Origin of the sequence: Paenibacillus antri (assembly GCF_005765165.1) — a bacterium.
GTDB classification, from domain to species: Bacteria; Bacillota; Bacilli; order Paenibacillales; family YIM-B00363; genus Paenibacillus_AE; species Paenibacillus_AE antri.
The window spans coordinates 1-688 of sequence record NZ_VCIW01000068.1 but is presented as its reverse complement, the minus strand read 5'-3'; the positions used below and the strand labels follow the sequence as shown (position 1 = coordinate 688).

1 protein-coding gene is annotated in these 688 nt (G+C 46.1%); it reads right to left on the bottom strand.

From position 1 onward, the window contains the following. Positions 1-688 (bottom strand): cysteine synthase A (gene cysK / locus FE782_RS33500; RefSeq protein WP_138198435.1); only part of this gene is annotated, 688 nt, incomplete at both ends.

The following is a 688-nucleotide window of genomic DNA, read 5'->3' as shown; positions in this document are numbered from 1 at the left end:
CCGCCGTAATTCGGCGTGCGGTTGCAATCGCTTCTTCGCTGGAAACTTGTTCTACACGGTCGATTAAACTTAAGTCTAAGTTTTTCGGAATAAAACCTGCGCCAATACCTTGGATTTTATGCGGACCCGGTTTAACTTCTTCGCCGTTTAAGGTTTGTGTAATAACCGGTGATTCTTTCGGTTCAACCGCAACGGAAATAATCTGTTTGCCTTGATCTTGTTTAATATAGCGAGAAATACCGGTAATCGTACCGCCAGTTCCCACGCCTGCTACGATCACATCCACTTTACCTTCGGTCGCATTCCAAATTTCCGGACCGGTTGTTTGTTGGTGAATTGCCGGGTTCGCCGGATTTTCAAACTGTTTTAAAATCACATAACGGTTCGGATCGCTTGCGACGATTTCTTCCGCTTTAGAGATCGCCCCTTTCATCCCTTTCGAGCCTTCGGTTAAAACCAAGTTTACACCTAAACCGCGTAATAAACGTTTACGTTCGGTACTCATCGTTTCCGGCATAGTTAGGGTAATTTTATACCCATGAGCCGCTGCCACGTAAGCAAGAGCGATACCGGTATTACCGCTGGTCGCATCTACGATTTCTTTGCCTTTGGTCAGAATACCGTCTTTTTCCGCTTGCCATACCATATTGGCACCAATGCGGCATTTCACGCTAAAACTTGGGTTACG